11 protein-coding genes are annotated in these 12,689 nt (G+C 44.9%); 4 read left to right on the forward strand and 7 right to left on the reverse strand.

What is annotated here, in order from left to right:
• Positions 1-190 precede the first annotated feature (190 nt).
• Positions 191-634, forward strand: a complete 444-nt coding sequence (locus ACDQ55_RS17465; protein ID WP_420982742.1) for a PepSY-like domain-containing protein — start codon at positions 191-193, stop codon at positions 632-634.
• Between the two features lie 43 nt (positions 635-677).
• Here ACDQ55_RS17465 and ACDQ55_RS17470 read toward each other — a convergent pair whose 3' ends face one another.
• From ACDQ55_RS17470 to ACDQ55_RS17490, 5 genes are all read right to left on the reverse strand, one after another.
• The gene (locus ACDQ55_RS17470) at positions 678-926 is read right to left on the reverse strand and encodes an amidohydrolase family protein (protein ID WP_420982743.1); all 249 of its coding nucleotides are present in this window, start codon (positions 924-926) and stop codon (positions 678-680) included.
• 28 nt (positions 927-954) lie between these two features.
• Positions 955-1,116, reverse strand: coding sequence for a hypothetical protein (locus ACDQ55_RS17475; RefSeq protein WP_420982744.1), 162 nt, complete (start codon positions 1,114-1,116; stop codon positions 955-957).
• A gap of 738 nt (positions 1,117-1,854) precedes the next feature.
• Positions 1,855-2,277 (reverse strand): SH3 domain-containing protein, encoded by a 423-nt coding sequence (locus ACDQ55_RS17480; protein WP_420982745.1) that lies wholly within the window; start codon positions 2,275-2,277, stop codon positions 1,855-1,857.
• Positions 2,278-2,301: 24 nt separating this feature from the next.
• Entirely contained in the window at positions 2,302-2,802 is a 501-nt protein-coding gene (locus tag ACDQ55_RS17485; protein WP_420982746.1) for a BON domain-containing protein, read from the reverse strand.
• A gap of 87 nt (positions 2,803-2,889) precedes the next feature.
• Entirely contained in the window at positions 2,890-3,411 is a 522-nt protein-coding gene (locus tag ACDQ55_RS17490) for a hypothetical protein (RefSeq protein ID WP_420982747.1), read from the reverse strand.
• Between the two features lie 268 nt (positions 3,412-3,679).
• Here ACDQ55_RS17490 and ACDQ55_RS17495 point away from each other — a divergent pair, with 268 nt between their 5' ends.
• Positions 3,680-6,208, forward strand: coding sequence for a hypothetical protein (locus ACDQ55_RS17495; RefSeq protein WP_420982748.1), 2,529 nt, complete (start codon positions 3,680-3,682; stop codon positions 6,206-6,208).
• A 4-nt stretch (positions 6,209-6,212) separates the two neighbouring features.
• Complete coding sequence (locus tag ACDQ55_RS17500) at positions 6,213-10,745, forward strand: TonB-dependent receptor plug domain-containing protein (RefSeq protein WP_420982749.1); 4,533 nt, start codon at positions 6,213-6,215, stop codon at positions 10,743-10,745.
• A 2-nt stretch (positions 10,746-10,747) separates the two neighbouring features.
• Here the strand turns inward: ACDQ55_RS17500 and ACDQ55_RS17505 are convergent, their stop codons facing one another.
• Positions 10,748-10,936, reverse strand: a complete 189-nt coding sequence (locus tag ACDQ55_RS17505) for a hypothetical protein (RefSeq protein WP_420982750.1) — start codon at positions 10,934-10,936, stop codon at positions 10,748-10,750.
• Between the two features lie 103 nt (positions 10,937-11,039).
• Here ACDQ55_RS17505 and ACDQ55_RS17510 point away from each other — a divergent pair, with 103 nt between their 5' ends.
• On the forward strand, positions 11,040-12,077 hold the full coding sequence (locus tag ACDQ55_RS17510; protein WP_420982751.1) for a sterol desaturase family protein: 1,038 nt from the start codon (positions 11,040-11,042) through the stop codon (positions 12,075-12,077).
• Positions 12,078-12,100: 23 nt separating this feature from the next.
• On the opposite strand, the gene ACDQ55_RS17515 is transcribed toward ACDQ55_RS17510, so the two are convergent.
• Positions 12,101-12,553 carry a cold-shock protein gene (locus ACDQ55_RS17515; protein WP_420982752.1) on the reverse strand — a complete coding sequence of 151 codons (453 nt, stop codon included), beginning with the start codon at positions 12,551-12,553 and terminating at the stop codon, positions 12,101-12,103.
• Positions 12,554-12,689: the final 136 nt, after the last annotated feature.

A 12,689-nucleotide genomic window follows, 5' to 3' on the forward strand; every position in this document is an offset into this window, starting at 1 on the left:
TACAGGCCCAGGAGGCCTGTTGGAGCAAGGAGGCTATTGTATTGAATTTCAGTATCAAAAGATATTAGTACCGCAACAATTGCTCCCAGAGATTGTATTGATAATATTTGGTTAGTTCATGTCCGAGGCATCAGATGGGACAGAAGAGAGCTGCTAATTAACTTCCACAATATTGTTTAACCTATAAATCATGAGCATGAAAGCGCTATGGTTATTTTTGTTGGCTTGTTGGCCATTTGCCGTATGGGCGCAAGAGATCCCTTCCAAGTACTTGCCTGCCGCCGTGCAAAAAGCGTTTAATAAAAAATTTTCCGGCGCCAGCGACCTGGAATGGGAGCGGAATGGAGAATTGTATGAAGCCGGGTTTCAGATAAAACAGGTAGACCATAAAGCATTGTTTGACGAAAATGGAGATCTGTTGGTGTATAAAAAAGATATACAGATAACAGAACTACCCACCGCTGTTTTACAAACCATCCGTACCCGGTATGAAAAATTCAAAATAGATGAAGCAGAGAAAGTAGAAAGGAAAGGTAAAGTATACTATCAGGTAGAACTGGATGGAGAGCCCAATGATCAAAAATTGATATTCAATAAAGCAGGTAAAGAAGACAACAGTGAAACCTATTGGTGAGCGTACAGCGTGTGGTCAGGTAAGAACCGGCTATTATGGCCGTTCATGGAGATATTACCTGGTCCGGACCTAACACCGTGTTGCTGAACATCGTTTTTCTGTTCACGGCTGCATATACTGCTGTGAGCAAATCTGGTGGCGTTACCGGTGCATCTGTATGAATGGTGAAAAGGATTTTTTGATCCAGTCCTTCTTTCAGCGGACTGATATGCGCTGCACGTTCTGGACCCAGTACCGTATCTTTGTGCCAGTCGCCCCAGATATAGGTATGGGTCGGGAACCAGCTAGGCATGAGATAGGATTTGGCAGCAGCTATTTCTTTACCTGGTCAGAGTTATAACTTGCGCATGTACTATGACGTTGGTGGCGCCAGCTGGAATTTTATTCAGTGTATGTAAACTATCCAGCAGGTCCAGTCCTTCATCGATGGCAGCATCACCATTGCAGTGAATATGCACCGGCATGCCTTTCGAAAATACCATTTATCCTGCCGAATCGCGGGGATAGATCAGCTGTCTTTTGAAGCCGGTTTCCTGTTCTACAGGAGGATGGAGATAAGGGCTGACCAGCGCTGCGGAACGGCCTTGTGGTGAACCATCGAAGGTGAATTTAATAGCGCCAATTTTGAAATGCTTATCATATTTGCCGTAATACTTTTTCAGTTCATCGAGTTTGTATCTGTTCTGGTCAAAGTCAGGTAATACGATGAAATCGCCACGCAGGAGTCCCTGATCGTTTGCAGACTTGATCAGCGCAATGGTGGCAGTATTGCACGGCCTTATTTTATCAATAATTGACCATTATAACAGTGGTTATATGAAAAGGTTCATTATTTCCGCCTGATTTAAATGAGAGGGTATCGGGAGATCATCCGGTTGGGGTTGTAGACCTTAACAGCCCGACTGGCCCTACAGATCCGGGTTCGATAGACCGTAGTAAAATAAAGGAGGTGATTGACCGTATCAATCAGGCACTCAGTGGGGTAACCAAACAGGAAGCGATAGATCCTAAAATACGACAGAAGCTAAATTATGCGGGTAAACGCTTGAGCTTGTCCCCAAAAATCCCTACCAGCAACCCTCAATGCATTTATATAAAAATCCAACAATGAATATTGTATCAAAAATTACATTTTGAGATAATTTATCTCAAAATGAGCTTAATTATGCCTGAAAACTAAAAGAGCGCCTCAATTATTTTTGAGACGCCCTCTTGTGATGTTATTCAACAGGTTGTAGGTACTGGGCATAGGCGTATCCTTCTACGCCGCCGTCTGTACGTACCTGCCACCATTGGTCGCTTTGTTTGCTGATAAGGGTGATCACTTCATTATGTGCCGCCTTCCCGGCAATGGGTTGGTCGGTACCCGGTCCTTTGCGGATATTAAGATTAGTGGCATCGGTCACCACTTTTAATTTAGCGCCGGCTACTGCGCCGGCTACGTTAATATTCATCACTACATCGCCGGTAAGGAAATTGGGGTCTATCTTCCCATAAATATTCCACAGTTGATCTTTTACAGCTCCGCTTGGAGCTACACCGTCGATATGTAGTACGCCATCCTGTTCGTTGATCTTCAGATCTGTAACTCCGGATGATTGGGCTGTGTCGATGAGTTCTTTGTATTTATCCTGTAATGCCATGATGATAGCGTTTGGGGGTAATGACTATTTTACTTTTAAGCCGGAAGCATCTACCTTCTTAGGTTTCAGTGCATCCAGCGCTATTTTCAGTTTCTTCCAGCGATCGGCTTTCGATTCGCCGGTAATAACGATCACGCTGTCTTGTACATCTGCCTGTATGCCTGGAAAATCCTTTACAATGCTGCCAACAGCTATCTTCAGGGAATCGTCTCCGTTGCTGGTAGTGGTAGGGGCAGGAGGAGGAGTGGTGTCTGGAGAAGGTGCTACGGTAATGTTGTTGACTACACTTTTTACGTTTTCGGTCACCTTGGCAGCAGCTTCGGCCGCATCTTTATCTGCCTCGCTACTTACGGTACCGGAAAGGGTTACTACGCCATCCTTTACATCTGCTGTAACTCCGGGAGTGGAGGCCAGCGCAGTGGTTACATTCGCCTGTATGTCTGCATCCTTTGGTTTTCCCTTGCAGGAAATCATCAACAATAGTCCCAACGATAGGATCGCTGTAGTCAGGTGTTTAAGTTTCATAGTCATACTGAGGTTTTAGTGATGAAAAAATTTACTTATTAAGTTAAGTATCTTTTTGCAACTGGCAATAATACCGCAGTAAGTTGGTTATTTTTTAATGAACATGATCCTGGCCCTCCGCTGGATATTGGTGCTACCAGTAATATTTACAGTAGCCGCCGGCGTTACAAGGTAGCCCGGTTCCATGACTTCAAAATCCCATGCTTCTGTTTGTTGACGCTGACTGTTAAGGATAACCAGTCTTTTTTCCCGGCTGTTATAGGTCCAGAAACAAGGCGTGGTTTTATAAATTACTGGCGGCATCGCGGGTAAGCTGCCTAAAAGTAGGCCGGGCACCCATTTGGAAATTATGTCGGTAGGTTGGGTACTGTTGCCCGGCAGTATTATCCGTGTATAGGTGCCTGTATGATTGCTATTGAGGATATAGTTAGGATTGCAGCTTACTTTGACGCTGTCTATATTCACCGCTGGCCATGTGGCGGCCGTTTGCAACTGTACTACCAACGCCCAGGAACCTGTAACAGTTGTTTCGGAGGTAGGGGCGTCATCTTTTTTACAAGAAAATAAGCAAATAACTACAAGTAGTAATAGGGATACGTTGGCTGGCATGAAGACGCTTTTGGATACAAGAATAGACATTTATAAGAAGATTATTAGCATAATTTTTACACCTTCAAATTAATTTTTAAATTTTTTTGATGGGTTTGTGGAATTGTTAATTCCCCCGCATCATGGAATTGAAAGAGAGAGGGGTGTGTGTATATAAATTCCTATAACTATTTGTAAATTATATAATTATGATAGTACTGTTGACAGGTTAACCTATATCTATATCTTGCAGGTATTCATTATATTGCTAAATATAAATATATATATCTTGAAATATTTCTTCCTCCTGATAGGATTGCCCATTACTGTAACAGCCCAGCAAAAGGTGATGGTGGCGCCGGTTACCACAACCACTTATCAGCGTTTAGTCAGTGGCGATTCTGTTGTTTATCCCCATACCCATTACCGTAGTTTACATGTCACTGGTATTTACTCTCCGTCATTAACGACCAGGATTAAGGTCGCCAATAACCATTTGCAGCTCAAACGGCATTATCCTAAAGAGCTGCTTATTTCAGGCAATTATAGCGCTACTGTTGCACTCAGAACGGTGAACCGGCTCCCCGCTTTGCAAACAGATTTTGTACAAGGCCGTAGTGCGGAGGGAAGTTATACCTGGCAAGGTCCGGAAACTAATGAAAGGTTCAGCTATGGCCCCAACAGGCATTCTTTATCATACGACGGGCAATCCTATCCTTATGATATAAATGGCAGATTGGTAGCTGGAGAAGCTGGCAACGGGCATTACGCTAATGCCTATCCCAACCGTATTTTCCGGCCGGCTACTTTATTTACCCAATATCTGAGCCTGAAGGGCCGCGTACTGAATAACAGCTATCAGTCGCATGACTTCAACCTCCGGCTGGGGCAGCGTAACGAAAACACTTTTATTCAGGATAACAGCAACCGGCATACAAGCCTGGAGGCTTCTGCTGCCTCAAAATTTAAATGGCTGCGCGTTACTGGTAAATATGATATTTTCCAAGACCGGTTCTCTAATGCCAATAGGAATGGCTTCCTGAACCAGGTATATGAACAGGCAATGCTGACGCCTGTTAGCTTTGATAACAGCCAGGGCTACATGCTGGGAGCAGGCCAGCGGAGCTACAGCCTGGGGGCAGACAATCCTTTTTTCCTGTTAAAAGGCAACGGTAATTACTATCATGCTTCCAGACAGCAGGGTAGCCTGGTGTTGGAACGTAATCAATATCGAAGCCCCCAGATAAAGCTTACCCAATCATTGAGCAACTATACGGAGAATAGCAGCGAAGGTTACAAACCAGGCGGAGCCTGGTTTCCGGAAGGTATCCAATGGCTGCGCAATAAACGCGACGGCCAATACAGCCTCAAGGCGGAAGCGTCTAAAGTATGGGAAAATACGGATATACTGTCATCGCCTATGGTAACGGCAAACTATGAATTGATAGATGACCATTCTGCCATTTACTACCGTTCTATCGGTAATGAATATAGGTACCAGCGATCCTCACAGGAAATTAATATTGGTTACCAGGCCAGCTACAAAGGGGTAAACCGGCTCCTGGTGGCATTGAACGCGAAGAACAAAGCTTATATTTCCAATACTGCCACCCACAATGATTACTGGTTACCGTTATTGGGGTTATACGCCAGCTACGATTTCCCGGCTTCTTACTGGACGGTGCATGTACGTTCCACACTCGCCGATTTTAATACTGAATTGCCGGTCAACAAGTCTTTGGCGGCTGTAAACCTGCTGCGGTATCATGTTGCAACAGCAGGTAGTTATATGCCTGCTACGGAAGTGGCCGGATTTGACCAAGTGGCGCCGGTACAACACCGGGAATGGAACGTTAACTTAGGGGTGGGCAATAATAGGGTACTGCGTTTTAATACTACTTACTTTGTGAAGCATGTTAACCAGGACGTGTTTCCTGTATTGGAAGGAGGTAGCTATGTGCTCCGCAATATGGCCAATCACCGCATCCAGGGTTGGGAGCTGGAATTGGAGCTGTTTAATAACCACTACCGCCGGCATCAATGGTATGTTACCAGCGTAATTAATTTTTTGTCGTACAAAAGCAAGGTAACTCATGTGAACGATGGATTTGATTATACGCCAATAGCGGGTTTCAGCGATGTGCATACCACGCTTGTAGCTGGTCGGCCATTGGGAGTAATCGAAGGCAGTACCTGGCTGCGGGATGGGGATGGCAAACTGTTGATTGGGGCAGATGGATTCCCCCAGCAAGCCCCGCTCCCCGCCGTTATTGGTAACCCCACTCCAGATTTTATTATGAAATCCAGTCACACGCTTTCGTGGAAAAAATGGTCGTTGAATATGGATCTTGAATGGAAAAAGGGAGGCGACCGATGGAATGGTACACAGGCTGTATTGGATTATTATGGCCGCTCCGACAACTCTGGCCGGCAACGTAATATATCCGGTTACGTGTTCCCCGGCGTTACCGCAGATGGCAGCGCTAATCAGCAAGCGGTTGATTTTTATAATCCCAAGCTACCGTTAACGGCTAATCGCTGGGTAAGGTATGGCCTAACCGGCGTAGCAGCCAGCTATGTGCAAAAGGCCGACTGGTGCAGGATACACACATTGCAACTCAGCTTTAAACAACCGGTGAAAAGTATTATCCGGGCGTTTACGCTCAGTGCTTACATTAATAATCTTATGCTATGGTCGCCCTATAAAGGCGTAGATCCGGAACAGTTATTATTTGATCAGGGAAATACCGAAGGGCTAGACTTTTTCAATCTGCCCTCTACTAAAACCTTTGGCTTTAATGTATCCTTTCAATTTTAAGATCATGAAAAATATTGTCCCCTATATTTGCTTTTTCCTATTGCTAACAGGTATTTGCAGGGCACAGTCCTTCGATTATGCCAGTAACAAGGAGAAGATCTATATACATACCAGCCACGTTTTTTTTCAACCGGGCGATGAGGTGTTTTTTAAATTATACCTCGTTCGTGCACAAGACCAGCGCCCTTCCCATTTAAGTAAAGTGGCTTATGTGGAAGTGTTGAATCCTTCTGGTAATGTAGTGAAGAAGATGAATTATCAGGTGTTCAACGGATATGCGGAAGGCTCTTTTTTGTTTGAAAACAATGCAGTAGGCGGTATTTATAAGCTGCGGGCTTATACTACCTGGATGCGTAACGAAAGCGACAGTACCTTTTTTGTGAAGGAGCTTACGGTACAAAAAGTAATCGCTCCCCGGGTATTAATGAAATTGGATTTTCCTAAGAAAGGTTATGGTCCTGGCGATACAGTGATAGCAGATTATACGATGCGTAATCTCTCCGACCAGCCAGTGGCAGCATATACCATCAATTATAAGGTATCGGTGGATGGTAGGGTGATAAATACCAGTACTGCCCTTACTAACAAAGAAGGGAAGGTACAGTTGCGTTTTGTGCTGCCTGCAAACTTGAATACCACAGACGGGCTGCTGAATGTAATAGTCAACTATCAGGGCTATACGGAAAGCATATCAAGGAGTATCCCTATTGTATTGAATAAAATAGATATGCAACTGATGCCTGAGGGAGGCACTATGGTAGCGGGCTTGCCGGCAAATATCGCTTTCCTGGCAGTGAATGAGCATGGAAAACCGGCGGATATTAAAGGAGAGGTATGGGACGACCTGGGCAACCGGTTAACTACCTTTGAAAGTTATTATGGTGGCATGGGGCAGTTCCCCTTTACGCCGGAAGCGGGGCGGAAATACACCGTTAAAATCGTAGCACCGCAGCATATTACACAAACCTATGCTTTCCCGGTGTTTGCAGCTGCCGGGATAGGCATGAACGTTACCCGCCAGGGTAAGCAGCTACTGCTGCATCTCCATGCTTCCGGTAAAGCCTCGGTGATCTTGTACGGTATTACGAAAGAGGCCACCCATTACGAACAAAAGCTTTTGCTGAATAAAGGTAGTCAGACTGTTATAATAGATCCCACTGTGTTTCCGGCAGGTATTACCCGTTTTATGTTAACCAACGAACAAGGGGCGCCCATTGCTGAGCGGCTGGTCTTCCTGGAAGAAAACCGTTTGATGCAGGTAAAGGTCATCACGGATAAAACAAGTTATCTCCCCAGGGAAAAAGTAGTCATGAACATCCTCACCACCGATGATAAGGGAGTGCCGTTGCCCGCCAATTTATCGGTAGCTGTGATGGACGATAAGCTTTGGACCTTCGCAGATGATAAGCAGGATCATATTCTTTCCTGGCTGCTCATGAGCTCAGAACTGAGAGGGAAAATAGAAGACCCGGCATTTTATTTCCGGAAAGATGAACCCAAAGCAGCACCGGCACTCGATCTGGTGATGTTAACGCATGGCTACCGTTATTTCGATTATATTCCTGAAATAGCTAAAGGCAATTCCCTGAGATATGTTCCTGATGAAGGTTATGCGGTAAGTGGCCAGGTAGAAAACAAGGGGCAGTTGCCGGTAGCGGCCAATGTGTACCTCGTTAATTTAACCAACAGGGATAAGAGCCTGCAGCTTACTACGAAGGCAGATGGGGAGTTTTATTTCTCCCACCTCGATGCGCACAACCAATATTTGATTGTTGCTAAATCTTTACGGCATAAGGGAAAAGTAATAATCCGGATAGCGCAAAATGACACAGAAGCCAATAAGATCCGTGGTAAGCAGATGTTGGAACAAGCGCTCTTTGTAAAAGATAATACCCGGGTAAAGCCAGGGTTATTGCCTGAACAGGCAGCAGCGCCTACACCTGTAGATCTTGCTAAGAATGCTCCGGCAGATGTTGATAAGTTCCTGGGAGATATTGGAAAAGGTACTAAGGCATTGAATGATGTGGTAGTAGTTGGATATGGGGTTACGCAGCAACAAATGAATACGGCCAGCGTTACTACCATAAAAGCTAACGAGCTGCAACGCCCTGGTAATATAAATGATGTGCTGGAAGGCAGGGTAGCAGGCATACAGGTAGTGCCCCAGGGCAATCCGGGCGCGATGTCCAATGTTAAAATAAGAGGGGCCGCTTCTTTAACCGGCAATGATGGGCCCTTATATATAGTAGATGGCGTGCCTTTGGCAGACGTGAATCTGAATGTGCCTCCCAGCGATATACAATCTATTGAAGTACTTAAATCTGCTGCTGCGTCGGCTTTGTATGGTAGCCGGGCATCAAATGGAGTGATCGTGATCGCCACCAAAGGATACGGCAATGAAAGGTATAAGATTGGTCTCAACAAAAAAGATGTTTATACTTACGTATACCTACCGGTTTCCCAATTGGGATACACCGTAGCCAGGAGGTTTTATGCACCGCATTATGCTACTACGGCCACGGCAGAACGGAGCGATTTCAGGGAAACTATTTACTGGAACCCCGTAGTGCAAACTGATGAAGCAGGAAGAGCCACCCTGGAATGTTATAATTCTGATGCGGCAACCACTTTCCGGGCTATCACTGAGGGTATTGCATGGAACGGTAAGCCTGGTAGGGCGGAGCATACCTGGTCGGTGCAAAGTGCGCTGCAGATAGATGCGAAGATCCCGCCTTATTTGAGCACCGGCGATAAAGCGCTGCTGCCCCTGATGCTTAAAAATAATGGAGGGGCAGATCTGTTGCTGGATATCAGCATTTCGGCGCCGGCCTATACATTTGTTGGGAAATATGAAAGTAAGGTTACGGTAGCTGCCAATAGTTCCCGGCAGGTACTAATACCGTTGGAAGCCATTAGCCCGGTAACCGGCACAATTAAATTTACAGTGGGCAGTAACACGGGTACCGAAACATTATCGCTTCCAATTGCGATAGTAGACAAGGGCTTTCCGGTATTCAATACTTTTTCAGGTGATAAGTCTGCCAGTTTCCGGTTTAATGTTGCCCAGGCGGTACCAGGAAGCCTGAAAACAAAATTACAGGTATTCAGTGCTGTAGAAGGGCAATTACTGGATGGAATTGCAGCGATGTTAAGAGAGCCATATGGTTGCTTTGAACAAACTTCTTCCAGCACTTATCCCAATATTTTTATCCTGAAATACCTGAAGGAAGCAGGTTTGGTAAACCGCGAAGTGGAAGCAAAAGCGATGAACTACATAGAAACCGGTTATAAGCGGTTGATTAGTTTTGAAACGCCCCAGCATGGTTTTGAATGGTTTGGCCATACACCTGCACATGAAGCATTAACTGCCTATGGCTTGCTGGAATTCACAGAGATGCAATCGTTTATTGATGTAGATAAGCAGATGTTGGCGCGTACCAAAGCTTTCCTGCTAAGCCGGCGGGATGGCCACGGTAGTTTCCAATTGGCCAGTGGCGGCTATGATAAGTTTGCGGCTGTTCCCAACGAGATCGCGAATCTTTATATCGTATATGCGTTAACGCAGGCAGGCGCCGGAAAAGAGATCCAGCAAGAATACGAAGTAGCGGTAAAGAAAGCGCTCGCTTCCAACGACGGCTACCAGATGGGGCTGATGGCACTTGCGGCAAGCAATATGAAACAGGAAACGGATTATAACAGGCTGATGGCTGTCCTGAAAGAAAGTTATCATAACAATAGCCTGTTCAGTGCGACTACGGTGGTAAATTCCAGAGGCGTTTCACTTCGCGTAGAGGCGTTATCGTTATATGTGTTGGCACTCGCCCGTGAAAAAACGCCAGATCTGCCCACTATGGCTATCATCCTGTCTAAGATATTGTCTGAGAAATCGTATTACGGATACGGCTCTACGCAGGGAACCGTATTGGCCCTGAACGCTATTGTAGAGTACCTGAAATTGAAAGGGGTTACCAAGTCATCCAATACCCCGGATTTTACTATGAACGACTTGCAGGTATCGCTTGGCCGTGATTTTAATGAGATGGTGAAAAATGGCGTCAATACTTTTGCCGTGAAGTTCCCGAATGAAAAGGAAACAGTTCCTTATAGTATGGAGCTTTCATACTATACGCTGCAACCTCCCGGAAGCGCCAACGCAGTACTCAAGCTACGGACTACTTTGTCTGATACCCTTACTAAAACGGGAGAAACCGTACGGATGAAGCTGGAAGTGAGAAATGAGCAACAGGAACTACAACCCATGTCTATTGCAAAAATTGGCATACCTGCCGGCCTTTCTCTGCAACCCTGGCAACTGAAAGAACTGATAGATAAAAAAGAAGTGGCCTACTACGAAATCTTCGATAACTATCTGGTGCTATATTGGATGGGCTTTGGCCGGGGTGAAACCAAAACAGTGAATCTGGATTTGAAAGCAGATGTACCAGGTGTTTATACTGCCAAAGCCAGTAACTGTTATTTATATTATACGCCGGAGTATAAGCATTGGGTAGGGGGTACAAAAGTCGTGATTCAATAACATCAACCATAGTCATGGATCACCTTAGCTGTCGCCGCCAGCCGCTTATGGTGATCATTTTCGGGGTGTGCCGAAGCAGATTCGGTGCACCCTTTTTTATACCATTCAGTGATTGGCCCCGGTGAAAGGAAAGTACTTTCCACCCCATTCTCCACCTTATTTATGCCGATGTTGATGGGCGCCGTAGCCATTTCCGGTGTTAAAAATTTGTTGTTTTACTATAAAAAATTTACTTTGTATGAACATAATAATTAATTGTTCATACAAGTTATTGACCCTTATAATAAAAGCGTTATGAATATCTTACAGACTTTATACCATGAACTCATCTCGTTTTTAGGTATTGCCCAATTGATAGCGGTATGCAAAACGGGCAATTATAAAGTGCTGCTTACGCTAAATGGTCTCTTTACCGTAATATCTCCCTTGATTCCATTATTGCTGCTGCTGGAGGTGGCCCGTGCGTTATTTTATAAAAGGTTTAAGATAGAAGACTATAAGATGCCTTTTCTGATCTTTGTAGCCAACCGTTTCATATCCCGCTTTATTGCTATTGCTGCTGTGGCTTTTTGTATAGGGGTGTTGGGAAAATATGCGCTCTTTCCTACTAGCCTGAAGTGGTACTGGTGCTTATACGGTTATGTGGTATGGGAATTTTCGCATTTTATTTACCATTACCTTGGGCATAAGGTGCGTTTATTCTGGTGTTTGCATGCTCCCCATCATGCTCCTCAGCAAATGAACCTGTCGGTAACGTATGCGCATTTTTTCCTGGAAGCACCTTATGCAGATGTGATCCGTACCAGTATTTGTATCCTGATGGGCGTAAATCCGCCTTTACTGTTTATTATTATGTTCATAGACGGTACTTGGGGGGCGTTTATTCATGTAGGGGAGAATTTGCTTAAAGATGGCAGGCTGGGCTTTTTGAATAGTATTATCCTTACGCCCTCGCACCACCGTGTGCATCATGCCCGTAATCCACTTTATATGGATACTAATTTCTGTAACCTACTCAATATCTGGGATAAAGTATTTGGTACTTTTCAGCACGAAAAACAAGACCTGAAGATAGAATATGGTATTTCCAGGGAAATGAATCCCAACAATTTTCTGGATGTATACTTTGGGGAATGTTATTGTTTATGGAAAGATATCAGGAAGGCGCCGGGGATTAAAAATAAGCTCTTATATATCATTATGCCGCCAGGATGGAGCCATACCGGCGATCATAAAACGGCCAGGGTAGTAAAAAAAGCGTTTCTTGAACAAACGCAGCAACCGGCGCTTTCTACTGCTTACAGTGCGGAAGATCGTTTCCAGGGAGGGTAAGTGGGAGGCCTTCTCCCACCTCACTATCCTTTTCTCACGTTCACTGCATGCAGTCCTTTAGGGCCTCTTTCCAGCTCAAAAAGTACCCGGTCCCTTTCACGGATTAGGGCGGTTAGCTGACTGCTATGTACGAATATGGCGTCTTGTGTTTGAAGGTCGGTGATAAAGCCGAATCCTTTGGCGTCATTGAAGAATTTCACCACGCCCTTACGGGTTTTTTCTACCGGTTCTTCGGCTACCTGTCTGGTAGTGCCTATGGAAATGTCTTCTACGTTGATCTCTCTTCTCTTATTAGGATCTGGTGGGGTAGAGGAAATGTTGCCATTTTCATCGATATAAGCCAGCATGTCTGAAAGGCTTTTTCCTTTGCTGCTGTGTGCCTTTCGTTCTTCTTTACGCTCTTGTTTCTCTTGTCGTTGTTTTGCTTTTTTCTTTTCTTTTTCTTTTTTATTCGTTGTTTCCTGGGATTTTGCCATAATTGTCGTGTTAGTGTGCACCGAAGGTCGTCTTTTTTATTCAAATGGCCGGAAATAAAACAATAAATGCCTGTTATGCAGCTACAGAGGCATACTACGGGAATTATTATTTGAACAGGAAACTTCTTTCAACAGA

The sequence above is a fragment of the Chitinophaga sp. 30R24 genome (assembly GCF_049056765.1).
Classification (GTDB): Bacteria; Bacteroidota; Bacteroidia; order Chitinophagales; family Chitinophagaceae; genus Chitinophaga.